Origin of the sequence: Cognatiyoonia koreensis (assembly GCF_900109295.1) — a bacterium.
GTDB lineage: Bacteria > Pseudomonadota > Alphaproteobacteria > Rhodobacterales > Rhodobacteraceae > Cognatiyoonia > Cognatiyoonia koreensis.
The window spans coordinates 205,040-226,121 of record NZ_FOIZ01000001.1 but is presented as its reverse complement, the minus strand read 5'-3'; the positions used below and the strand labels follow the sequence as shown (position 1 = coordinate 226,121).

At 56.9% G+C, this 21,082-nt stretch carries 24 protein-coding genes and 1 tRNA gene; 15 read left to right on the top strand and 10 right to left on the bottom strand.

What is annotated here, in order from left to right:
* Positions 1–24 precede the first annotated feature (24 nt).
* The 5 genes from BMY44_RS01070 to BMY44_RS01050 all read left to right on the top strand — a co-directional run bounded on the left by BMY44_RS01070 (position 25) and on the right by BMY44_RS01050 (position 4,595).
* Entirely contained in the window at positions 25–684 is a 660-nt protein-coding gene (locus tag BMY44_RS01070; RefSeq protein ID WP_089989207.1) for an ABC transporter ATP-binding protein, read from the top strand.
* Positions 662–2,266, top strand: coding sequence for a KpsE/RkpR family capsule polysaccharide export protein (locus BMY44_RS01065; protein WP_089989205.1), 1,605 nt, complete (start codon positions 662–664; stop codon positions 2,264–2,266). Before BMY44_RS01070 ends, BMY44_RS01065 begins: the two co-directional genes overlap by 23 nt.
* Positions 2,266–3,099: a 3-deoxy-8-phosphooctulonate synthase gene (gene kdsA / locus BMY44_RS01060; RefSeq protein WP_089989202.1), complete on the top strand. Its 834-nt coding sequence runs from the start codon at positions 2,266–2,268 to the stop codon at positions 3,097–3,099. Before BMY44_RS01065 ends, kdsA begins: the two co-directional genes overlap by 1 nt.
* A gap of 62 nt (positions 3,100–3,161) precedes the next feature.
* Complete coding sequence (locus tag BMY44_RS01055; RefSeq protein WP_089989199.1) at positions 3,162–4,457, top strand: mechanosensitive ion channel domain-containing protein; 1,296 nt, start codon at positions 3,162–3,164, stop codon at positions 4,455–4,457.
* Positions 4,458–4,520: 63 nt separating this feature from the next.
* Positions 4,521–4,595, top strand: a tRNA-Gln gene (locus tag BMY44_RS01050).
* A 262-nt stretch (positions 4,596–4,857) separates the two neighbouring features.
* On the opposite strand, the gene BMY44_RS18335 is transcribed toward BMY44_RS01050, so the two are convergent.
* The 8 genes from BMY44_RS18335 to BMY44_RS18315 form a co-directional block, all read right to left on the bottom strand.
* Positions 4,858–5,688 (bottom strand): hypothetical protein, encoded by an 831-nt coding sequence (locus BMY44_RS18335; protein WP_242650452.1) that lies wholly within the window; start codon positions 5,686–5,688, stop codon positions 4,858–4,860.
* Positions 5,689–5,720: 32 nt separating this feature from the next.
* Entirely contained in the window at positions 5,721–6,446 is a 726-nt protein-coding gene (locus BMY44_RS18330) for a recombinase family protein (RefSeq protein ID WP_242650451.1), read from the bottom strand.
* Entirely contained in the window at positions 6,443–6,853 is a 411-nt protein-coding gene (locus tag BMY44_RS01040; protein ID WP_089989197.1) for a DUF2924 domain-containing protein, read from the bottom strand. Before BMY44_RS01040 ends, BMY44_RS18330 begins: the two co-directional genes overlap by 4 nt.
* Positions 6,843–7,148 (bottom strand): DUF3489 domain-containing protein, encoded by a 306-nt coding sequence (locus tag BMY44_RS01035; protein WP_089989194.1) that lies wholly within the window; start codon positions 7,146–7,148, stop codon positions 6,843–6,845. The genes BMY44_RS01040 and BMY44_RS01035 overlap by 11 nt, the downstream gene beginning before the upstream one ends.
* Positions 7,149–7,385: 237 nt before the next feature.
* A complete protein-coding gene (locus BMY44_RS01030) occupies positions 7,386–8,120 on the bottom strand; it encodes a DUF5681 domain-containing protein (protein ID WP_089989191.1) in 735 nt (244 codons plus the stop codon).
* Positions 8,117–8,800, bottom strand: a complete 684-nt coding sequence (locus BMY44_RS18325) for a DNA-methyltransferase (RefSeq protein ID WP_341349633.1) — start codon at positions 8,798–8,800, stop codon at positions 8,117–8,119. The genes BMY44_RS01030 and BMY44_RS18325 overlap by 4 nt, the downstream gene beginning before the upstream one ends.
* On the bottom strand, positions 8,685–9,014 hold the full coding sequence (locus tag BMY44_RS18320; protein ID WP_242650449.1) for a hypothetical protein: 330 nt from the start codon (positions 9,012–9,014) through the stop codon (positions 8,685–8,687). The genes BMY44_RS18325 and BMY44_RS18320 overlap by 116 nt, the downstream gene beginning before the upstream one ends.
* The gene (locus BMY44_RS18315) at positions 9,014–9,415 is read right to left on the bottom strand and encodes a ParB/Srx family N-terminal domain-containing protein (protein WP_242650448.1); all 402 of its coding nucleotides are present in this window, start codon (positions 9,413–9,415) and stop codon (positions 9,014–9,016) included. Before BMY44_RS18315 ends, BMY44_RS18320 begins: the two co-directional genes overlap by 1 nt.
* A 123-nt stretch (positions 9,416–9,538) precedes the next feature.
* On the opposite strand from BMY44_RS18315, the gene BMY44_RS01020 reads away from it, so the two are divergent.
* The 8 genes from BMY44_RS01020 to BMY44_RS00985 all read left to right on the top strand — a co-directional run bounded on the left by BMY44_RS01020 (position 9,539) and on the right by BMY44_RS00985 (position 17,048).
* Positions 9,539–9,868 (top strand): helix-turn-helix domain-containing protein, encoded by a 330-nt coding sequence (locus tag BMY44_RS01020; RefSeq protein WP_089989189.1) that lies wholly within the window; start codon positions 9,539–9,541, stop codon positions 9,866–9,868.
* 6 nt (positions 9,869–9,874) lie between these two features.
* Entirely contained in the window at positions 9,875–10,156 is a 282-nt protein-coding gene (locus tag BMY44_RS01015; RefSeq protein ID WP_089989186.1) for an ImmA/IrrE family metallo-endopeptidase, read from the top strand.
* Positions 10,157–10,228: 72 nt separating this feature from the next.
* Entirely contained in the window at positions 10,229–10,729 is a 501-nt protein-coding gene (locus BMY44_RS01010) for an ImmA/IrrE family metallo-endopeptidase (protein ID WP_089989184.1), read from the top strand.
* Between the two features lie 476 nt (positions 10,730–11,205).
* Positions 11,206–12,120, top strand: a complete 915-nt coding sequence (yghX, locus tag BMY44_RS01005; protein ID WP_089989181.1) for a YghX family hydrolase — start codon at positions 11,206–11,208, stop codon at positions 12,118–12,120.
* A 132-nt stretch (positions 12,121–12,252) separates the two neighbouring features.
* Positions 12,253–12,777, top strand: coding sequence for a peptidase associated/transthyretin-like domain-containing protein (locus BMY44_RS01000; protein WP_242650447.1), 525 nt, complete (start codon positions 12,253–12,255; stop codon positions 12,775–12,777).
* A complete protein-coding gene (locus BMY44_RS00995) occupies positions 12,777–13,358 on the top strand; it encodes a ferric reductase (RefSeq protein ID WP_089989178.1) in 582 nt (193 codons plus the stop codon). The genes BMY44_RS01000 and BMY44_RS00995 overlap by 1 nt, the downstream gene beginning before the upstream one ends.
* Before the next feature lie 136 nt (positions 13,359–13,494).
* Entirely contained in the window at positions 13,495–14,055 is a 561-nt protein-coding gene (locus tag BMY44_RS00990) for a DUF6151 family protein (protein WP_278246557.1), read from the top strand.
* Between the two features lie 176 nt (positions 14,056–14,231).
* Positions 14,232–17,048: an AMP-binding protein gene (locus BMY44_RS00985; RefSeq protein ID WP_089989174.1), complete on the top strand. Its 2,817-nt coding sequence runs from the start codon at positions 14,232–14,234 to the stop codon at positions 17,046–17,048.
* 3 nt (positions 17,049–17,051) lie between these two features.
* Here BMY44_RS00985 and BMY44_RS00980 read toward each other — a convergent pair whose 3' ends face one another.
* Positions 17,052–17,822: an SDR family NAD(P)-dependent oxidoreductase gene (locus tag BMY44_RS00980; protein WP_089994329.1), complete on the bottom strand. Its 771-nt coding sequence runs from the start codon at positions 17,820–17,822 to the stop codon at positions 17,052–17,054.
* Between the two features lie 89 nt (positions 17,823–17,911).
* On the bottom strand, positions 17,912–18,739 hold the full coding sequence (gene bhcR, locus BMY44_RS00975) for an HTH-type transcriptional regulator BhcR (protein ID WP_089989171.1): 828 nt from the start codon (positions 18,737–18,739) through the stop codon (positions 17,912–17,914).
* A gap of 173 nt (positions 18,740–18,912) precedes the next feature.
* Between bhcR and bhcA the strand changes: the two genes are divergently transcribed.
* Together bhcA and bhcB are read left to right on the top strand one after the other, a co-directional pair.
* Positions 18,913–20,103, top strand: a complete 1,191-nt coding sequence (bhcA, locus tag BMY44_RS00970; RefSeq protein WP_089994326.1) for an L-aspartate--glyoxylate aminotransferase BhcA — start codon at positions 18,913–18,915, stop codon at positions 20,101–20,103.
* Positions 20,103–21,074, top strand: coding sequence for a beta-hydroxyaspartate dehydratase BhcB (gene bhcB / locus BMY44_RS00965; protein ID WP_089994322.1), 972 nt, complete (start codon positions 20,103–20,105; stop codon positions 21,072–21,074). The genes bhcA and bhcB overlap by 1 nt, the downstream gene beginning before the upstream one ends.
* Positions 21,075–21,082 lie beyond the last annotated feature (8 nt).

Sequence of the window (21,082 nt, the reverse complement as noted above, 5' to 3'; positions counted from 1 at the left end):
GAGGGGTTTGAGTAGCGGGACCCGATGCTGGAATTTGAGAACGTCAGCAAGTCTTTTTGGACAGGAACACAGCGTAAGGTAATCCTTGAAAAGGTTTCCTTTCAGGTGGAGCTTGGCAATTCGCTTGGCATTCTGGCCCCGAACGGCACAGGCAAGACAACGCTGATCAACATGATGGCAGGCCTGGAAAAGCCCGACGAAGGCAAGATTTATCGCGGTTGCCGCATTTCTTTTCCGCTTGGGTTCATGGGCGGTGTCGTGCCACGCCACACGGCGCGCGAAAACAGCCGCTATATCGCCCGTCTTTACGGCCTTGATCCAGACTATGTCGAAGCATTCTGCCGCTGGCTTTGCGGGATCGAAGAGTATTTCGACCGCCCCATCGGCACCTACAGCCAGGGTATGCGCAGCCGCTTTACCTTTTCGCTGATGTTGGCGCTTGATTTCGACATGTACCTTATCGACGAAGGGATGCCCCAGACCACGGATGTGGAATTCAACCGCAAGGCAGGCGAAATCCTGCGCGAGCGGCTGGAAAATACCACAGTCGTGATCGTTTCCCACCAGCCAGCCACATTAGAACGGTTTGCACGCTCTGCGGCTGTGCTAAGAGACGGGCACCTGCATATGTTTGACACCTTGGAAGAAGCGAAACAGCTGTATGACTATGAAACCCAAGGCTAAGAAATTCCGCATCCGACGCGGGGAATCGATGGGCAACAGCCCAACGAAGCCGCAAGGCACCGGCACGGACGGTCAAGCCAGTGCGCCTGATCCCGTCACACCGGCGCAAAGCGTGGATATCGACACGATTCGCCGTGAGGGCCTGACCGGTCGTCAACTGCGCATGGCCCGCCGCGTCGCACAAAAGAATGGCCTTGCCGTCACCTCTGATTTTGATGCCGTGCGCCAGTTGCGCGCCAAGGGGATCGATCCGTTCCAGCGCAATACCATTCTGGAACTTGTCGCCCCTGAGGGTGGCACAACGGCACCCGGCGCGGCCCAGCAGCAGCCCGACTCCCAGCAGCAACCAAACAAGCGGGTCCAACTGCCCCAGACGGTCCCGCAAGGACAGACCCTGCCATCGACAGAACGGGTCAGCCCTTCTGACCAGCGTGCGTCAGATATTATGCGCATCCAGCGCGACATCGCCAGGCGTCGCCGTCGCCGCTTGCTGTTGCTTGCGACGCGGCTGTCATTCTTTGTGATGTTGCCGACGTTCATTGTCGGTTGGTATTTCGCCGTGATTGCCACGCCGATGTATGCGACCAATTCCGAATTCGTCATTCAACAGGCAGAGTCTTCGGGTGGCGCGGCAGGTGGCTTGGGTGGCATGTTCCAAGGCACGTCAATGGCGACCCAACAGGATAGCATCACGGTGCAGTCCTATCTTGCCTCACGAGAGGCGATGTTGCGTCTGGACAGCGATCACGACTTCAAGGCCCATTTCAGTGACCCCAAGATCGACCAGATCCAGCGGCTTGCCCCCGATGCCACGAGCGAGAATGCGTTCGACCTGTACCAAAAGCACGTCAAGATCAGCTATGATCCGACCGAAGGCATCCTGCGGATGGAAGTCATCGCCGCCTCTCCCGAGAAGAGCCAGGAATTCGCCGATGCTCTGATCACCTATGCGGAAGAACAGGTCGACCAGATGACCCAACGCCCGCGTGATGCGGCGATGGCCGGTGCATTGCAAAGCTATCAAGAAGCCGAGGCGCGGCGATCCGAAGCGCTTGCTGAACTTCTGCGAATTCAGGAAGAGCTGGAAATTGTCGGTGGCGAGGCCCAGACACAGTTGATCCTGCAGCAGATTTCCCAGCGCGAACTGGAACGCCAACAGCTTGAACTGACACTGGCCGAACGTCTGTCGGTCAGCCGCCCAAATGAAGCGCAGGTAGACCAGTTGCGCAGTCGCATCGCGAACCTGAACGACCTTATCGCAGACCTGAATGCGCAGTTGACCAGCGCGTCGACAACCAACGGATCGCTGGCGTCGCGCAATACCCAGTTGCGTCTGGCCGAAGAAAACTATGCCTTTCAGTCGTTGCAGGTGCAGACCGCCCTGACCAATATGGAAGCGGCCCGGATCGAGGCGAACAAGCAGGTCCGCTATATCTCTGTCGGTGTGGCCCCGATCGCCCCGGACGAGGCGACCTATCCGCGCGCGTTTGAAAACACGGTTCTTGCCTTCCTCGTCTTCGCGGGCATTTACCTGATGATTTCACTCACGGCCTCTATCCTGCGTGAACAGGTTGTATCCTGATGATTGATGTCCAGATCGGCGGATTGACCGTCAGCAATGACCGCCCCCTTTTGGTGATCGCAGGCCCTTGCCAGTTGGAAGGTACGGATCATGCGCTGATGATCGCCAGCCAGATGGCCGAAGCCTGCAAGGCCGCCGGTGCGCAGTTCGTTTTCAAGGGCAGTTTCGACAAGGCGAACCGTACGTCCATGGCCGGCAAGCGCGGTCTTGGTATCGACGAGGGGTTGAAGGTCATGCAGACCGTCAAAGACCAGATCGGTTGCCCTGTCCTGACCGATATTCATACAGCGGATCAATGCGCCACTGTCGCAGAAGTCTGCGATATCATGCAAATCCCGGCGTTTCTGTGTCGCCAGACCGATCTGTTGCTGGCGGCCGGTGAAACCGGTGCCGTCATCAACGTCAAAAAAGGCCAATTTCTTGCGCCATGGGATATGCCAAATGTCGTCGCCAAGATCGAAAGCACGGGTAACACGCGGATCATGTTGACTGAACGCGGGGCCTCTTTCGGCTACAATACACTGGTCGCGGATATGCGATCTTTGCCGACGATGGCCAAGACAGGCTATCCGGTCGTCATGGACGCGACCCATTCCGTACAGCAACCCGGCGGACAGGGCGGATCATCCGGCGGACAGCGCGAATTTGCGCCCGTCTTGGCCCGCGCGGCTGTCTCTCTGGGGATTGCCGCCGTCTTTATCGAAACGCATGAAGACCCCGACAGTGCGCCAAGTGACGGGCCGAACATGATCCCGCTGGATCAGATGCCTGCGCTGGTCAAAAGCCTTATGGCCTTCGACGCGCTTGCAAAAGCGGACCCGTTACGCGTTTAGGGGCTTTGCCCTTAACGTCATCCCGCCTACAGTCGGCGAAATACAATCGTTGACCGGGTTTCATGCGTTTTCTCCTCCTCATTCCGTTACTTTTGACACTTGCCATGCCCGCCCTGGCGCAAGAGGCAAATGGCCCCATCGGCACAGAAAACACCGAGCAGATGGACGCCGATATCGCAACACGTATCCGCGAAATCGTCCGAGAGCTTGGCAACTACGAGGACGTGACCGTTTCCGTCAGCGAAGGCATTGTGACGATGCGCGGTACGGCCAATTCCGCCCTTGAGGCAGCGGAACTGACATCGCTTGCCAACCGGATCGAAGGTGTCGTCGCTGTCAAGAACGAGGTCACGGAAACCACTGACGTGGCGCGCAGGCTGGATCCCGCAATTGACAGGTTTCAGGCGCGGCTTGACCAGGTCGTCGTGATCCTCCCGCTGATGTTGATTGCCCTTGCGGCGTTCATTGTGGTTGTTTTGGTCGGCTTTGCGCTGGCGCGGTTGAAACGGCCCTGGGATCGGATCGCACCCAACGCCTTTGTCGCCGACATCTATCGCCAGCTTGTCCGACTGGCATTCGTTATCTTTGGGATCGTCATTGCGCTCGATATCATGAACGCAACTGCCCTGCTGTCGACCATTCTGGGAGCCGCCGGGATCATCGGTCTGGCCATTGGTTTTGCGGTCAGGGACACCGTGGAAAATTTCATCGCGTCGGTCATGCTGTCGTTTCGCCAACCGTTCCGCCCCAATGATACCGTTGAGATCAACGGGGATCAGGGCAAGGTCATCCGCCTGACAAGCCGCGCCACCATCCTGCTGTCATTCGACGGCAATCACATCCGTATTCCGAACGCGACCGTCTTCAAGAGCCGGATCATCAACTTCACGCAGAACGCTGAACGTCGATTCATGTTCAATATCCTGATTGCGCGCGGCACCGATTTGCAGAACGTCCGACAACTGATGGAAGAGACAGTGCAATCCCTGCCATTTGTGTTGGATACCCCTGCGGCCTCTGTCTGGATCGAAACACTTGAACCGGCAGGGACCACACTTGTCGTCACTGGCTGGATCAACCAGAACGAAACGTCGATCACCATGGCCAAAGGTGAGGCTATTCGTCAGGTCAAGCTGGCTGTACAAAATGCAGGTGTCGTCATTGCCGACAGCAGTCAGGTCGTGGTCCTTGAACGTGGTGACGACGACGCCGTGAGCGAACCGCAGGACGCAACTGAAACGACCGATGTCATTGGCGTCGACGCCGCTGAAGACATGGCTTTGGAGGACATCATCCAGGCAGAGCGCCAGCAGGATGCCAGCGAAGACCTGCTGCGTGATGACGCCCTGAAGGAATAGTCTTTTTCTGCGAAAACAGGGCTTGAACCGATCAAGGCCTTGTCGTATTCAGCCCCTCGCTGCTGGGATGTAGCCAAGTGGTAAGGCAACTGTTTTTGGTACAGTGTACCGTAGGTTCGAATCCTACCATCCCAGCCAGCCATTCCACCCGATCTAGACGGTGCAAGTTTACGTTGCTTTAGTGTCGCAAGTTCAAACGCTTGTGCATTAGTTCAGACTGCGCAGACACCTTCAAGCCGCCAGATAGGCCCAGTTTCAAGACAAAGTCTGCGCTCGCCTATTGCGCGGTAGCAGTTTGCAGGGCTGCTTTGTGAACTTTGGGAGGTGTGATTGCTTTCAAAGACCGCGCCGCGTGTTCAGATTGACGGTCCGAACGACCTGATCCTTTTGATTGGAAGCTCTATTGAAGAGATTGCAGAAGCGCCCGTTGGTCATTCCAATCGCTAGGCAAACGGTGTTGCTTGCACCAATCGGATGTGAAGCCAGTTGGCTGCTTGCCCTCCAGAACCTCCCGAACAATGTCCGGCGCTAGGAATGCGAGATCGATCATCTGCTGAACACGGCGCTTGGATGTCTTCTCCGCATCTGCAATCTGAGCAAACGTTTTGCCCGTCTTCATCTGTTCGAACCAACTGTGAGCTTTGGCAATGTTGCAGATCAGGACGTCGTCTTGTCCAGTTGGCATATCTGCGAAGATCAGCTTGGTCTCAACACCGCGCTTTCTGATCTGGAACACGCTGCTAATCTTGAGTTCGCATTCATTCAAGGTGTCGGCACCAGCATCCAGAATGTCTGCCAGTTGGTTCTGATCGATCTGAACCGTGAGCTGGCCCGGTTCAATCGTGATCCACTTCGCAATACGAAGGAGATCAGCTTGGGTTGCTGCGCCCAACCACTTCGACAGAGAAGCCTGCGCGTTACCGATGTAATCTGACAAGGCGCCGTCCATCAATCGCGGTGCTGCGGCGGGGGTTGCCAAGGTCATTCGGATCAGAGCAGCAACTTGGGCTTCCAGCTCCGGCGCGGGCAACCTCCAACCATCAAGGTTCTTCTCGCCGCTTTTCACGATCAAGCGATGCGAGACGTAATAGCGCAAGCGTTTGCCTGATCTCGTTTTGGTGTGAGACGGCGTCAGCCTGTCGCCCGTCTCATCAAACAGCTTTCCGCAGAGCAGTGAGAACTGGGCCTTGGAACTTGTGCGGCGATCCTTTGCTGCACCGTCCTGGAGCATCCCCTGTATGCGATCCCACCGTTCCGCATCAATCAGTGCGGGTTGGTGAGAATGTGATGGATGTGCCCGCGCGCTAATGCGCCTCCGCCTCTGACGGTTCCATCCGAGCCTGACCTGCACTTTGTTGTCAACTTCAAGCGATCGGCATGTTCTTTGACAGCCCGGACCGTTTGATGAGTCTCGTAGAGATCATAGAGTGTCCGAACTGTCGCCGCTTCGGCCTTATTGATACTCAGAGTCCTTCCATCTGCATCGTACCCGATGGGCACCAGCCCGCCCATCCATAGGCCCTTGCGTTTCGATGCCGCGATCTTGTCTCTGATCCGCTCCGCCGTGACCTCTCGCTCGAACTGCGCAAAGCTCAGCAGCATGTTGAGGGTCAGCCGCCCCATACTCGTCGCTGTGTTGAACGATTGGGTGACGGAGACGAAGGACGCCCCTGCCGCATCCAGCACATCAACGATCTTCGAGAAGTCCGCCAAGGACCGGGTCAGGCGGTCGATCTTGTAGACGATGATCTGATCTATGTGCCCGTCGCGCATGTCCTGCATCAAGCGTTGCAGCGCGGGCCTCTCCAGCGACCCGCCAGAGAGGCCACCATCATCGTAGGCAGTTGGCAGCAACACCCAACCCTCATGCTTTTGGCTGGCCACGTACGAGGCACAAGCTTCCCGCTGTGCATCCAGCGAGTTGAACTCCTGCTCAAGTCCGTCATCAGAGCTCTTGCGAGTATAGATTGCGCAGCGGGTCTTCTTCATGCGGCTGTGCTCCGGACTTTGGTGAGGCCAAAAAATCTTGGGCCAGACCACGTGGTGCCTGTGATTTGTTTGGCGATGGCGGAGAGCGAGGGCCATATCCGCACATCCATCTCATAACCACCGTTAACCACCGCAACTTGATAAGTCCGCCCGTTCCACTCTCGGACGTAGTGGGTCCCGACTTTGTTTGGGTTCATCGGTACGTCCTTGACCGATTTACCAGAGGCGATCTGCTGCAACGCCCTGCAGGTTTGAGCAGACATCCCTCCTGCCCGCTTGCACTGCGCCTGATAGGCCAGCGCCTTGCTCATGAACGGGATCGACAGGTAAGGCGGCGGTGCTTGTCCAAACGCCGCCACCCATTGCTCAAGCAGGTCTGCTCGGCTTACGGCGGTATCACTTGCCATCGGTGGCGTCTGCCGCAGCTGGCGCTTTGGGGGAACTCACAATCCGATACCGTATTGGACTACCGGAGCCGGTGTTCTCTTTGGCAACGTCAAAGCCAGCCTTACGCAGCCCAGACAAGGCCGCGCGTGTTGTGTGCGGTTGCCAGCCGAACTTCTCGCTGATCGATACAACATCGGCTCTTGATTTTCGCGACAACAGCTTGATGAGTTGTGTCTTCTTAGACAGAACCTTTGGGCGAGCGGATCGCGATTTTGCCACCTGCACTGCTTCGGTATCAGGCAATTGATAGGTCATATGTGTCTCCTGCTATTGTCACAGGAACTAGATCGGTCCTGCTACTGAGCAGAGCCCGGCGATCCAGGCGCACACCGCGAATGCAATCGATGCGTGTGGACACTACCTCTTCCCAGGCGCGTGAAGTCCAGTCGATTTGTCAGAATATTGCGAGGTTACGCAAATGCTGCAATACGTTACGAAGGGCTCAAACCGGACATTCGCCGCGCTGAACGTAAGCGTTGGCTTTGACCGTGACTACGTTCCGCCCTGTCCGTTCCAGTCAATTTTGCCGAGTAGCTGGCCTATTATCTCGAGAACCGTCTCGACTTGCAACTTTTCCTCTTGCAGCTGGGCGACGCGCGCAGGTTTGCGCTCTTGTTTAAGCATCTCTTCCACCTCGCAAAGTTCTTCTTTGAAGACCTGTTGCCGCCCGCGCCATAATTCAACCTGAGCGAGTTGCTCCTTTGTTGCTGGCCCTTCAATGTGAACTAGCCCAGTATTCATATCGATCTTGACTTGATCGGGATGGGGGAGTGGCGACGGCAAATTTGTAATTCCGAGCATTTCGCGTCGGTGCAATTCACGTTCCCATTCCACCTTGTATTCCATTGCCGTGTTCAACCAATCGTCTGCGAGTTGCTTATTCTGTCGCTCGGTGCTGGACAGCATTTCGGCAAAGAGCCGTTGCGCGCGATGTTGTCCCTTCGCGGCATTCACGGCCATCGAGCGCACAACCGCTTGCGCCATTGGGATCGACACATTCCGATCGCCGTCGCGCACCGTAATATTGCGATAGGCCTCTTCAAGAACGATGTCCTTTAGACGTTCCTCATTTAGCGCTGGCCGCTTGTTTTTTGCGCCGCGTGGGCGCCCTTTGAGATTGCCGGAACGACCTGGCTTGAACCGTGTCTCTGTAGGTGGTTTTGCGTAACCTACTTCATAGGTCGTATCGGCTTTTGCTGCCGGACCAACAAGCTTCGGTGCCTTCATTCAGCCGCCTCCAACGATTGCTTTTTTTGAAACGGCGACCAACCAAACAAGAGCTGCTCGGCCTCGTCTTTGGCATAAGCCTCCCACCGAGAGATGATACGATCACAATACGTCTCATCCAGCTCACACATGTGCGCGCGGCGACCAGTCTTGTCCGCCGCGATCAGCGTCGACCCTGATCCGCCAAAAATATCCAGCACAATGTCACCTCGTCCAGAGACGTCGCGGATGGCATCCGCGATCATCTGTACAGGTTTCACAGTGGGATGCAGTGCAAGCTCCTCCATGCGCCCCGCCCGCATGGTATTGACGCCGCGATACTCCCAGACATTCGTGCGGTATCTGCCGTGCTGACCCAGTTCAAAGTTATTTAGGTGTGAAGCGCTACCACTCTTGAACGCAAAGATCAGCTCGTGCCGCGACCGATAAAAGGTCCCCATGCCACCATTGTCCTTTGCCCAAACAAGTAGGTTCTTGAGTTCAGTATAGGTTCCCTGCCCTGCGTTCAGAATCTCGGACATGTGCCGCCAGTCCATGCAGATAAAGTGTATTGAACCATCTACGCTATGTTTGACGAGATGCGCGCTCCAGGAAGCTTGTGAACTCCAGGGCTGACATTTCACCGGATGCCATGGCAAACTCGCGATGCTGTATCTTGCCTGAGTTGCCGACGTGACCATCAATCGGCACGTTATAGGGCGGATCAGTAAAGACCATCACGGCTTCTTCACCGTGCATGAGGTCAGCGACAATCCGAACGTCCAGGGCGTCGCCACAGATCAGTCGGTGCTGACCCAATGCCCAGATATCCCCCGCGCGCACTCGGGCAAGGGTTTCGCAAGGCAAGATGTCGTCCGCGGGACTGCCGTCATCCTCCGGAACCACGGTGTCCATCAGGTATCGATCTCGGGGATTGAGAAGCCGGTCACGCCGATATCAAAGTCCAGATCACTACTCAACAACGCTCGAAGTTCTGCTGCGAGTAAGTCTTCATCCCACCCCGCATTCAACGCCAGCTTATTATCGGCCAGAACGTAGGCCCGTTTCTCCGCTTCGGTCATGTAGTCCAAACGAAGACATGGCACATTAAGCATTCCAAGCAATTTGGCACCTGCGACCCTTCCGTGCCCCGCAAGAATGGATCGATGTTCATCGATCAAAACGGGATTGGTAAAGCCAAACTGCGCGATGCTGTCTGCAATCTGTTTGATCTGCTTTCTTGAATGCGTCCGCGCATTTTTGGTCCAAGGTTTCAAATCCTGCACTGCGATTTGCTCAATATTTGACTGGGCCATTTCGGCTCCTCTTTCTGCGCGGCGGGATTCACCACCGACTATGTCGTTAGATATATCTAACTCATTGACAGTCGTCAATTGCAAGAGCACTGTCCCGTACGACATATCGTACGGAGGGAAGACATGAGCCTTGGAGATCGACTATTCAGCTTGCGTCAAAAGAGCGGAGAGTCTTTGCAGGACGTCGCCGACGAGGTCGGAGTCTCGAAACCGCATATCTGGGATCTCGAAAAAGGGCGCAGCAAGAACCCATCGTTTGAGTTGGTGCGCAAACTCGCAGAGCATTACGGCGTGACGATCGATGTGTTGACGGGCGACGTAAATGAACCAGACGCTGACGACCTGCAAATCGAACGGATTCATCGCGGATTGGACAAACTAGAGACCAGAGATCGCGAGATTGTCGAGGAGATGATCAAGAAGATGAAGCAATCATCACCTGAGAACAGTTGACCGACCGTGCAGCTGGATCGCATTGAGCTCGCAGACATTCACCACCCAGTTGTTCTTGCCAAGACAATTCACACGCTGTTGGGCAAGATAGAGCATGCAGTGCCGATCACGGAGATCGCCCGCGGATTGGACATTGAAGATGTCCGGGTCGACCACTTCGGTGGGTTTGAAGGTATGTTGCTGACAGATAAAGCCCGCAGCACGGGATGCATCCTCGCCAACTCATCAAAAGGCAATCGGCGCGTGCGCTTCACGGTTGCGCATGAGCTTGGCCACTTCTTGATGTAGCGGCACCAGCTGTCAGATGGCAACGGGTTCAAATGTACGGCCCAGGATATTCGTGAGAGCCGCGAAGGGCAGATGCATAGGCTGCAGGAGACACAGGCCAATCAATTTGCGATTGAACTCCTAGCACCAGAATACCTGATGAATTCATCGCTCCAAACCGATCCAAATCTGCGTGACGCGCAGCGCCTTCGCGATCATCTCGATCTCAGCCTGGAGGCATGCATCAGGCGAATGATATCGTTGCGCTATGAAAGCTTGGCGGCCGTTTGGTCGCATAAAGGAAAAATACGCTACTTCTTGAAGAACAATGGCTTCCCGTTTGTTACCTTGCACAAAAATGATCATCTTCCAAAGACTACAATTGCCTACCGGGCAACGGCCAACGGAAGCCAGGGCTTCACTGAGATGGATGAAACTGACCCATATGTTTGGACTGGCAGGTCAACCGGAGAACTCTTCGAGCAAACAAGAGTCGCATCCAATGGACACGCAGTTACTTTGCTTTGGGCGGAGCTACCGGAGGAAGATGATGGCGGTGGGCACCAAGAACTAGGCACGCCAAGCTTCCGCTAAGCGATTTTCAACCGCGTGAAATTCTAGGAACGCGTTGCTTTTTTTTTGAGCGATGGCTTCCCTGATACGTTACGTCTTTTTCCTGATCGAACGAGCGGATTTCCCTGTTACTTGATATCAGGGAAATCGCAGACAACACGCTGTGAAGTGGCCAAAAATTCGGGCGCGGCGACCCACTTCGTACCTTTCTGACAGAGAAACAAGCCGGTTTCCCTGTATTTTCCCTGTAACAGGCGTCTTTATCGTCAGACTGGCTAGCTCGAGACTGCGTCCACAGCCAGCAAATCCCAACAAGATAATTTTTCCTGCCGGCAGCACGTCGCCGGTGCGCATGTGCACCTGATGTTTTCCGTTTGCCAGAATCGCGATCAGGTCTAGCTTTTCCCTAAAGCGCGTTCGGTCGCGCCGGGAATGCCGCGTTCCGTCACGCGGGAGACTGCACAACACACAATGATTTCAAACAGGGAGTTTTTCTTATGGATGGCCAAACGCCGAAGCAACGCCTGACCGCTGCTAATTTCGACCAGGAACTTCTGGACCTTTATGATTACTATGCTCACGGCAAGATTTCGAAACGCGAATTCCTTGACCGTGCCGGGAAATGGGCTGTCGGTGGTTTGACTGCCGCTGCCATTCTGGGCACGCTTGCCCCGAATTACGCGCTGGCCCAGCAGGTGGCCGAAGATGATGACTCTATTCAAGGTGAGGATATCACCTATCAAAGTCCGAACGGTACTGGCGAAATCACAGCCTATCTGGTGCGTCCAGCGGATATCGACCCTGACAATCCGCCAGCCGCCGTTCTGGTCGTCCACGAAAACCGGGGCCTGAACCCGTATATCCGCGACGTCACCCGCCGCCTTGCCAAGGCCGGTTTCATCGCCATGGGGCCGGATGGCCTGTCGTCACTCGGCGGATATCCGGGCAACGATGACGAAGGTCGCGAAATGCAGCGCAGCCTTGATGGCGCAGCCCTGTTGAACGATTTCTTCGCCGGGTTCGAATACTTGCAGTCGCTGGAGGGTACGAACGGCAAGGTCGGCGCGACCGGTTTTTGTTACGGCGGTGGCGTCGTGAACAAGCTGGCGGTCGCCTATCCTGAAATGGCAGCCGGTGTGCCTTTCTATGGTGCGTCACCCGATAGCGGACAGGTCGCCCAGATCGAAGCTCCGTTGATGATCCAACTTGCCGCGCTGGACCAACGGATCAACGCCATGTGGCCAGATTTCCAGAAAGCGCTGGAACAAGGCGACAAGCGATACGAGGCGCACATCTATCCCGGCGTGAATCACGGTTTCCACAACGACACGACCCCGCGCTATGACGAGCAAGCTGCACGACTTGCCGAAGAACGCATGGTCGCGTGGTTCCGCACCTATCTGGCTGGTTAATGCGGGATGCAGGCGCGACAGAGTGGCTTGCACGCACGGTGATTTGATTGCCTGATAGTGGCAACGCCGCTGCGCTTTGCTACATTGACCGGTGTAAGGAACGCTCTCGGATGAACCCGTTGGCGTTCTTGAATGCAACGGACAGAGGAACAGGACATGGCGATTTCGAACCCGACGCGCCGGACATTGGTTTCCACAGGCGGGGCCGCATTACTTGTCGGCGGTCTTGGTCTGATCACACCTGCACGCGCGCAATCCCTTGCTCCGACGCCCACGATGCGCGGCGGATCCAACAATTATCGCCCCGGTGCGCCCGTCGTGGACAAGATCGGTGGCGGTGGTTTCTGGATGACCGGCACGGTGCGACGCGCGGGCGATGGTGCCCCCCTGCCGGGGCGGCGTATTCAGGTCTGGGCGCATACGACCGAAGGGCACGAGCGGGATGAACGGTCACATGGCGCGACCCTGACGGATGCCGACGGTGTTTTCCGCATCGAGATGCCGCAGATCGTGCCGGCTTTCGGTCAACCCCACGGCCACCTCGCCTATGATGCCGATTATGATGACGGCCCCTTTGAAACCGTGTTTCTGCGTCCCGTTATGGCCAGCGCATCTGACACGACCCTTGACGTTGCCTTTGTGTTGAACCCCGTCTGATGCAATTTCGCGGTGGCGTTGTGTGGGCAGCAGTGGTGATTGCCATTGCGCCCCCATTGATCGTCGCCGCACGCAGCCCGCTTCTGGAATGGCGTGACCCAGTCTATGTCCTTGCCGGATTTGCGGGGATTGTCGGGCTTTCGCTTTTGCTGGTGCAACCGTTGTTGATTGCCGGTTCGCTGACGCGTGGTCCGGCACGGCGTATCCACGCCTTGACCGGCGCGGGGCTGGTGTTTGCTGTCGTTGTCCATGTCGTCGGTCTGTGGATCACCAGTCCGCCAGATGTCGTGGATGTGTTACTGTTCCGTTCCCCGACCCCGTTTTCGATCTGGGGTGCCGTTGCGATGTGGGCTGTCTTTGCCGCTGCCCTGTTGGCAGTATTGCGCAAAAAGATTGGACTGCGCCTCTGGCGTCTTGGGCATAGCCTTGCAGTCGGTATCGTACTGGTCACAACCGTGGTGCACGCGTGGCGCATCGAAGGAACGATGGGCGAGGTGTCCAAAGCCGTGCTGTGCCTACTGGTTTTGGCAGCGGGTGCGTGGGCCTTCTGGCAGAGACGGGCATGGCGTGTGTTGCGCTGAACGCCACGGTCAGACCGGGCGGGCAAATGACTGCAAAATCTGATACGTTGGCATTGAAGACGACGCCACAAGGGACCCCAGAACGCATGGCTTTCGCAGAATTCATTACCTCCCCCAATTTGCCGTCATCATTTCCATGACAAACTGCCATTGGACATGTCGCTGCGGTGTAGTGCGGCTTTCGGTCGAGGTGGATAAAGGCACACGTGTTGTCTGCTATTGCGACAGTTGTCGTGGATTTGTCACACGCTTGGGTGCCGCGAAAATTCTCGATGAATGGGGCGGGAGCGATCTTTTTCAGGTGGCATCTGAAAACGCGCGCTTTGTCAAAGGTCAAGACAAGGTCGCTTGGACAAAAATGACAGACAAAGGGCCAGCCCGCTGGTTCACCACCTGTTGCAACACGCCACTGGGCAACACGTTGCAGACCCGCGCCATCCCATTTCTTACGCTGCAGGCGGCATTTCTGGATGCCAAAGACAGCCTTGGACCGGTCGAGATTCGCGTGTTCCGCAAGATGGCCAACGGGCGAGTGCCAGACACGAAAAGCGGTCAGGGCAGGCTTTTGCGCGAATTTGCAGTGCGTGCGCTGAAGTCGCGACTGTCCGGTGGCTGGCGAACGCACCCGATGTTCAATGATACGGGTCAACCGATCGCGAAAAGGGTGCCATTGGCGGATTGCGGGACTGCAAGTTAATTGGACGGCCGATTTGTCGGGCCTCTCTGCGCGCTGCTTGATAACTCATCCCCTCGATTTTGACAGGACAAGAAATGCGCAGATGCGCACAAGTCTCATTTTCGGCTTGACGGAACGCACATCCCAGACGATGCAGGCGCAGGACTGTCGCACAACAAGCAGAAAGCGTCGGATACATGACATCAAAGCCTGATCCTGTGTTTTCCGTCACTTCTACTGTTCCGATCAGACTTGCGGCCGCTATCAATGCCCACGGCCCGCTGGTTGCGTTCCGCGACGATGCGACCAGCATGACCTATGCCGCACTTGCCGTCTGCATCGACCGGATTTCAGCGCTGCTGCCTGTCACAAAACCGGTCGCCGTATATGGCACACCATCGGTTGTTTTCGGAGCCGCGACCACAGCGTGTGTCGTGCTTGGCCGCCCCTTCGTGCATCTGGATCCGGCGATGCCCGTATCCGTTCTGGAAAACATACTAAACGCGCTTGAGATCGACACGGTGCTGACCTGCCAGACGCCGAAGGCAGGGCAGCTTGACAACGGGCCGACGCTGATCGACGTCGTGCCACTTTGCACGAACGATAGTAGGGCGGTCCCCACGGTAGAAGCAGGCAACGTTGCTGCGGATGATGCGATCTATATCGTGGCGACCTCTGGCACGACGGGGAAGCCAAAATGTATTCCTGTCACGCACCAGTCCGCGCATTTGTCCTACGAATGGCGCGATACCTACACACCCTATGCGCCGGGTTACGTCGTCGGTGCATATATCTTTTCCATTTGGGAACACTTCCGCCCTTTGCGCGATGGCGCGACGGTCTGTTTTCCAAGCTTCAAGACGCTGATGACGCCGAAAGACCTTGCAGGTTTCCTGCGCGACGCTCGCATTGACGAAATGCTGTTCACACCGTCCGCGCTTGAAAAATCGCTACAAAGCCTAGGCGCGGCGGACCTGGCTGACGTTCCACTTTCGCGGATCATCCTGAACGGTGAAGTCGTCAGCGATGATCTGATCGCGGCCGTGCAAGAGAAGTTACCGCATGCAACGCTCTGGAACCTCTACAGTATTTGCGAAACGCATGACGTGTCGATGACAGAGATTTCACAAACCCAAAAGACGGGCACGGCCGTGTCGGTTGGCGTGCCGATGCCGTTTTTGAAAGCCGTCGTACTTGATGATTTCGACCAGCCCTGCCCACAGGGCACGCCGGGCCTGTTGTATTTCGAAGGGCCGCAGATGCTCGGCCCCGGTTACGTCAACCGCCCCGAAGACACTGCATTGCGGTTTCGCACACTGACGATCGAGGGCCGCAAAGCACGGCTGTATGACACCGGCGATCAGGCCTATATCGCCGCTGACGGGGCGATTCATATCACCGGACGCATCGCCCATATGCTCAAGCTGCGCGGCCATTCCATCCAGACCCGCGAAATGACCGCGACTATGCAGGACCACATGCAGTTCTTACAGGCAATTCCTTGGGTTCAGGGCAAGGCCGGCGAACGGCAGACGCTTGTGTTGTATTACAAGGCAAGCGACGCGCAGGTTGAAACCAACCGCGCCGCATGGGGGCTTGAGCCGGGAGAGCGCAAGATACCGGCCGCCCTGTCACAAGCCCTTTCCGCCGTCTTGCCGGGCTATTGCATCCCGTCTTATCTGGTCGGACTGAACGAAATCCCGATCAATGCGGTGTCCGGCAAATGCGACTACAGGGCGTTGCCCCCAATCAGGGAACGCGCGGCTGTGTCCGACGCTGGTTCAGATGCGCTGCCAACGTTGATCCACGCGGCAGCAGTGATTGATTGCGATCTGGCTGATCTAAGTGCTGCGCGGTCTTTCCACGACCAAGGCGGCGACTCTCTGATGGCCGTGAACTTCCTGCTTGCACTCGAAGCCGCGTATCAAACCCATGTCGATTTTGATCTTGCCCTGACTGTTCCGCTGGGGCGACTGCATGCGTTGTTGTCAGAAGCAAAGGCCCGCCCGAAAGCGGTCGGCGGGTTCGATCGCCCCGGCATTCTACTGACGGGTGCCACCGGTTTCCTTGGCAGCCGTGTCATGGCTGCTGCGATCACATCTCTGCCACAGGATCACGTGATCTATTGCGTCGTGCGCCCGAAACGACGCGACCCGCTCGAACGCCTGCAGGCGATTGCACGCGAAAACGGCGTGCCGACTGATCGGATCGTGCTGGTGCCAGCAGCCATTGAAGACGCGCAATTCGGCCTTTTGCTCGATGACTACACCGCGCTAGGCGCACACGTCACATCAGTTGTCCATTGTGCGGCGATGGTGAACCTTGCCGTGGACCGGGCACATATGGAGAACTGGTCGCAGGCCGGCATCGCCAATATACTGACCTTCTGTCGCGATGCCCATGCCGATCTGCGGTTTTCATCCTCGACTGCTGTGTTTCCCGAACAGGGTGGTCCCTTCCCCGAAACGGAAACGGAAGTATTTTCCGGCTGTTCAGGGTACGGCGCAGCAAAGATCGCGGCCGAGAAACAGATCATCGCATCAGGCGTGCCTGCTGCCATTGTGCGGCTGCCGTCGCTTTATGATCTGACCCGCCCCAACACCAAGGATATTTATGAAACAATCATGACTGCCTGCGCGAACCTCGGGGCCGTGCCCGAAGGTCTGACGTTTCGCATGATCAACGTCGCCGCCGCTGCCCGATTTCTGGTGGAAGTCGCTGTGTCTGACCGGGCGCGGATCTACAACATGACGCCGGACACGCTGGTCGACTTGGATTGCGGCATTCTGCCAGCCCTGCCCGTACGGCACTGGATCGACACCGCGCCGCTGTCAGAGGCAGAGCGAACGCTGATCCGCGCAGACACCCGCGTATTAAAGGCGGACGTCACGATGGTGCATGATGCTGCGTCCGCGATGTGGCAAAAGATTGCCGGGCAATCGCTGGAATCGATCACCAATCCGCAAGCAGTGTGCCGCGCCCGTCTGTTGCGTCAGGCGGCGGCTGCTGAATAGCAGCTACCAAAGCGATCCCGCGTTAACCTGAATGTCTTCCATCGTGATCGCACGCCCTGCATCGCTGGTTAGAAAGGCGATCAGGTCGGCGATTTCGTCTGGTTGGACAAGCGCGCCTTGCGGATTCGAAGCTTCGTATTTCGCCTGAATAACCGCGCGGGGCTCGCCGCTCTCTGCGGTTTCCATATCAACGAACCGCTTGAGCATTTCGGTTTCGACCCATGTCGGGCTGATACTGACACATGTGACACCATGCGGCGCACCTTCAAGGCTGACGCATCGACCAAGCCCCAGCAACCCCGCCTTGGACGCGCAATAGGCCGCGTTGTTCGGCATCCCGTTATGTGCAGCGACGGACGCCAGATTGACGATCCGCCCCCATTTTCGCGCGACCATTCCGGGCATCACGGCGCGGATCATCTTGAAGGTGCCGGTCAGGTTCGTATCAATGTGATCATCCCAGATCTTGTCAGGGTGGTCGATAACCGCGGCCTCTTCATAGACGCCAGCGGTGTTCACCAGAATATCCACCGATCCGTGATCGGCGATGACCCGGTCGACGAAGCCCGCCACGCTGTCGCTGTCGCGCACATCAAGCACTGCGATTTCAATGGCAGCACCAACATCCGCATGCAGCGTCTTAATGGCATCCGGGTCGCCGCCGCGCCGGGCACCAACGACAACGGTCATCCCGTCGCGATGCAGACGTTTCACGGTGGCAAGTCCCATGCCGGAAAGCCCACCAGTTACGATTGCGGTTTTCTGAGAAGTCATCACCATCGCCCTGTTCGAAATGTGTCGCACCGGTCTATGACGGATCAGCGCAGCAAGGTCCAACATGCAATCAGGCAGTGTATCGCGATTTAGGGCAGTGTGCCCCCCAAAGCATGGGTCAGCTCAGCCCCGGCCGATTTAACATGCGTCGCCAGATCTTCGGTCAGTTCCACCCGCACGCGGCTGGTCGGGCCAGAGACAGAAATGCCAGCAACCGCTTCGCCAAAAACATCGAAGATCGGCACGGCGATACACCGCATGCCAAGGTTCTTTTCCTCGGCATCGATGGAATAGCCACGGGCGCGGATGTGCGTCAGATCGGATTCAAGATCACTGCGATTGGCACATGTAAATTGCGTGAACTGGGTCAGTTCGGTGCCGTCCAGCAAGCGGTCGCGCTGATCCTGCGGCATATATGCCAAAAGCGCCTTGCCGATCCCTGACGCGTGCATCGGAGACATCGTACCCGGCGGAAAAAAGGCCCGTATCGTCGCATGGGTTTCGACCTGACTGACAAAAAGCACATAACCTTCTCGCCTGATCCCGAGGTTGGCGGTTTCACCTGTCTGTTCCATCAAGCGGCGCAGCACGGGACGTGCGCGTTCCACAAGCGATGTGCGGCGCAGGAACCGTGACCCGATCAGATAGGCGGTAGGTCCAACGTGCCAGATCTGGCCGTCCGTCTCATACCCGACGATCCCGCGCCCTTGAAGCGTAACAAGCACGCGGTAGATGCTCGCCGGTGCCTGACCCAAATCGCTGGCCAGTTGCGACAGGGTCGCACTTTCCAGTTCCGACAGGCGTTCAAGGACCACCATCGCGCGATCCAGAGACTTGATCGTGTTCTGTTCGGTATTGTCTGTCCAGCCGCGCGGACGCCCCCGCGCACGTGTGTTCTGGTCGGGAGAATCGCTCATTTTCTGCACTGCCGCAATAATTTGAAAATCTATTTCACAATATGAAAAATGCAAGCCTCTGACAAGTTTGCATTTTCTGGCGGGATGCCATTTTGAAAAACAATTTCAAAAAAATTGTGCTGCACCGCCAATCGGTCATAGACCTAGCGTCAATCGCAACCAAGGAGACGGCCATGAGTTTTCAGAACCCGGTATTCATCCCCGGCCCGACCAATATGCCAGAAGATATTCGCAAGGCCTGCGACATGCCGACGATTGACCACCGTTCGCCCCTGTTCGGGCAGATCCTGCACCCTGCCCGTGCCGGCGTGCAAAAGGTGTTGAAAAGCGATTATGCCGAAATCTTCATCTTTCCGTCCACCGGGACCGGCGGCTGGGAAACCGCGATTACCAACACGCTGTCGCACGGTGACAAGGTTCTGATCGCGCGCAACGGGATGTTCAGCCACAAGTGGATCGACATGTGTCAGCGCCACAAGCTGGAGGTCGAAATTGTCGAAGTACCATGGGGCCAAGGCATTCCGGCTGATCGTTATGGCGACATTCTCGCCGCTGATACAAATCACGAAATCCGGGCGGTTCTGGCGACACACAATGAAACCGCGACAGGTGTGAAATCGGATATTGCCGCCATTCGCGCTGTGATGGACGCCTGCGATCACCCTGCCCTGCTGCTGGTTGATGGCGTCAGTTCAATTGGGTCGATGGATTTCCGGTTCGACGAATGGAAAGTCGATGTGGCTGTTACCGGATCACAAAAAGGTTTCATGTTGCCTGCCGGTCTGGCCATCGTCGGATTCAGCCCGAAAGCCATGGGGGCGACGAAAACGGCCCGCCTCCCGCGCACGTTCTTTGATGTACACGACATGGCCAAAGGCTATGACAATAATGCTTATCCCTACACACCTGCCGTGGGACTGATGAACGGCCTCAAGCTGGCGTGCGACAAGCTGCTGGCAGAAGGACTCGACAATGTCTTTGCGCGCCACCACCGTATCGCATCGGGTGTCAGGGCGGCTGTGGATGCTTGGGGATTGGACCTATGCGCGGTGGATGCTTCCGTCTACTCTGATAGCGTCAGCGCAATCGTTACACCGGGCGGCTTCAACGCCTCCGATATCGTAACGCTGGCTGCTGAAAAATACGGTGTCGCCTTTGGCACCGGTCTGGGGGAGGTTGCAGGCAAGGTGTTCCGCATCGGCCATCTGGGCAGCCTGACGGACGTCATGGCATTGTCCGGTATCGCCACCGCCGAAATGTGCATGGTCGATCTGGGCCTTGATATCACGCTGGGGTCCGGCGTCGCTGCCGCACAGGAATACTATCGGGGGAACGCGGTGAAATCGCTGCGCGAGGCTGCATGATGAAGGATGTTGCAGACATGATCATACCGACACTTGACGATATGCTCGCCGCGCACGAGCGCATCAAGCCGCATATCCATCGCACGCCTGTGCTGACCTCGTCCTATTTCAATGACCTAAGCGGGGCAGAGCTGTTCTTTAAGTGCGAGAACTTTCAGAAGGCAGGTGCCTTCAAGGTGCGCGGTGCGTCCAATGCCGTTTTCGGGCTGAGCGAAGAAGACGCCGACAAGGGGGTTTGCACCCATTCGTCCGGCAATCACGCGCTATCCCTGTCCTATGCAGCCGGACGCCGGGGCATTCCTTGTAACGTGGTCATGCCCCGAACGGCACCGCAGGCCAAAAAGGACGCGGTGCGCGGCTATGGCGGAACCATTACTGAATGCGAACCCTCTACAACATCACGTGAAGCCGTTTTTGCCGAGGTGCAGGCCGCAACCGGCGGCAATTTCGTGCACCCCTACAATGACCCGCGCGTGATCGCGGGCCAAGGCACCTGCAGCAGGGAATTGATGGAACAGACAGACGGGCTCGACATGGTCATCGCCCCGATTGGTGGCGGCGGCATGATCTCTGGCACTTGCCTGACCCTGTCCAATATCGCACCCGAGGTGAAGATCATCGCAGCGGAACCCGAGCAAGCCGACGACGCCTATCGCAGTTTCAAGGCGGGCCACATCATCGCCGATGATGCACCCAACACGATTGCCGATGGGCTGAAGGTTCCGTTGAAAGACCTGACTTGGCATTTCGTCAGCAACCATGTCACCGACATTCTGACAGCAAGCGAGGACGAGATCATCGCGGCAATGAAACTGACGTGGCAGCGCATGAAGATCGTGATCGAAGCAAGCTGCGCTGTGCCACTGGCGACCATCTTGAAGAACAAGGACACCTTCGCAGGCAAGCGCGTCGGCGTCATCATCACCGGCGGCAATGTCGATATGGACACGCTGCCCTGGATCAAAGGTTAAGGGAGAAA